At 71.8% G+C, this 1,991-nt stretch carries 2 protein-coding genes and 1 pseudogene; all 3 read right to left on the reverse strand.

Features of this window, described 5'->3' with window-relative positions; genetic code table 11:
* Window positions 1-324, reverse strand: a pseudogene (locus tag D588_RS0113380) (D-alanyl-D-alanine carboxypeptidase family protein); the annotation flags it as partial.
* Between the two features lie 82 nt (window positions 325-406).
* The gene (locus tag D588_RS0113385; RefSeq protein WP_017916342.1) at window positions 407-1,225 is read right to left on the reverse strand and encodes an APH(3') family aminoglycoside O-phosphotransferase; all 819 of its coding nucleotides are present in this window, start codon (window positions 1,223-1,225) and stop codon (window positions 407-409) included.
* Between the two features lie 250 nt (window positions 1,226-1,475).
* The coding region (locus D588_RS24770; protein ID WP_051067874.1) for a hypothetical protein at window positions 1,476-1,991 on the reverse strand (516 nt) is incomplete at its 5' end.

The following is a 1,991-nucleotide window of genomic DNA, read 5'->3' on the forward strand; positions in this document are numbered from 1 at the left end:
GGCCAGGCCCAACTGGTCCAGTTGGGCCTGCAGCGCGTGCAGCGGCAACCAGGTCTCATCAGCCGCCATCGCGCCGCGTGCGGGCAGCGCGTCGAGGCGATCCAGGGCCGCGTCGATGCCGGGTTCGTGCATCAGTCGCGGCACCAGCGCGTGCAGTCCGTGTGCGTTCGCGGTCGCCAGGTAGCGCCCGTCGTGCTTGCGCCGCAGCAGCCAGGTCGCCTGTGCGAGCTGGCGCGCGTCGGCGTTGCTGCGCGCGCGCAGTCGCGCGGCAGGCAGCAGTTCGATGGTCTCGGTGTTGAGCAGCAGGCTGGGGACGGTGCGCATCGGCACAGGGTAGGGCCAAGCAGCGCGGGCGGCCAGTCGCGGGGCGATCCTGCCGCGTTGCACACGACGCGGCAGACGCGGCTCAGAAGAACTCGTCGAGCAACTGGTGGAACTGCAGCCGCGTGAGGTCCGGCGTGGCGATGCCGTACGCGGCGAAGAAGCGATCGGCGAGCGCCGGGTCGAATTCGTCCAGGCAACTGGCCAGGATCGCCAGGTCCTGGTACGGGTCGGCGACGCCGGCGCGGCCGAGGTCGATCACGCCGACCACGTGGTCCGGCGCGTCGAGCAGGATGTTGTCCAGCGAGTAGTCGCCGTGGCTCAGCACGCGTTCGTTGTCCAGCGGCAGCAACGCGGTCATCGCCTGCCACACCGCCTCCGCCGACCAGCCGGCACGCGCGGCGTTGAAGTCCTCGGTGTCGACCAGGCCCGCCTGCAGCCGGCGTTGCGCAGCGGCCAGGCGCAGCGGGTGAGTGGCGTCGAACGGACAGGTATCGATCGGCGTGGCGTGGAAGCGGCGCAGGAACTCGGCCAGCGCCTGCGCGATGCGTTGCGCCTGCGCGGGCGCGTCCTGCAGCCATTGGTAGGCGGTCCTGCCCGGCAGCGCTTCGCTCAGCAGCCAGGCGCCGGCGGCATCGGCCTCGAAATGCAGCACGCGCGGCACGCAGCCTGTTCCGCGCAGCCAGTGCAGCCGCGCGAACTCGTCCACCACGTCGTCGTGCGAGGCGCCGGTGCCGCGCTTGAGGTACAGGTCCGGCGTGCCGGTGCCGCCGAGCCGATAGACCATGGCGCCGGCTTCGCCGACCAGATTGCGGTGCCAATGCAGGCCATGCAGCCGCGCCGACAGCGTCGGCGGCAGCGCCGGTGCGGTGGCGGGAGTCTCGCGGGGCGCGGTGTGGTCCATCGGGCCGATCCTCGAGGCGGCATGTGGCGGGCGTCGTCGTCGTCGCCGTCGTCGCGACGCGCGCGGCTGGCGACGAAGACGCGCGTGGCTGGTGGCCCAGCATATATCGCTTCGCGTACGCCAGAACGCTCGACGCGGTGTGCTCCACGGATCGGGCGCGTCGCGCGGCGAGACCTTGCCGCACCGCGCAGCATGTCGTGCCCTGCGCGGCCGGTCGCAGCAACGACCGACGCGGCGAGGCACGCCGGACTCAGGCCATGCGGCGCGCCGTGCCGCGCGTGTCTTCGCCGCAGTGTGCTTGCGACGCAAGTGTCTGCCATTCCTGCAGCACCTGCCTGGGGTGTTCGACGCTGAGCAGCAGCCAGCCGCCGGCGTGCAGCGGAACGGCCAGGACGCGATCGCTGGTGATCAGGCAGAACGCCTTGTGCCCGTCGCGGGTGCGGTAGTGGCCGGCATGGAAACCGGGGTAGCCGAAACCGAGCAGCTTCAAGGCCGGTTTGAAGCCGGTGTGCTCGGACAGCGCGATCACGCGCGCGTCCCCCAGGCGCAGCGCGGCCAGCGGTACGCGCTTGGTCAGGAACGTCGCACGCACGTCCACCAGGCCCTCGTGCAGCAGCACGCGCTGCCGCGCGAAGGTGGCGGTGCCGGCCACGCCGATCAGCGCCAGCAGCCCGAAATGCCACCAGAGCGCGCCAGGCCGTGCGGCGTGCAACGCGAAGCCACCGATCACGGCGGCGACAAGCAGCAGTGGCAGCCACAGCCACAA

It is taken from the genome of Xanthomonas sp. SHU 308, from assembly GCF_000364645.1.
GTDB lineage: Bacteria > Pseudomonadota > Gammaproteobacteria > Xanthomonadales > Xanthomonadaceae > Xanthomonas_A > Xanthomonas_A sontii.

Excerpts from the sequence above, each read along its gene's own strand:
- D588_RS0113385 (WP_017916342.1), bottom strand. The coding sequence starts at position 1,225 with ATGGACCACACCGCGCCCCGCGAGACTCCCGCCACCGCACCGGCGCTG.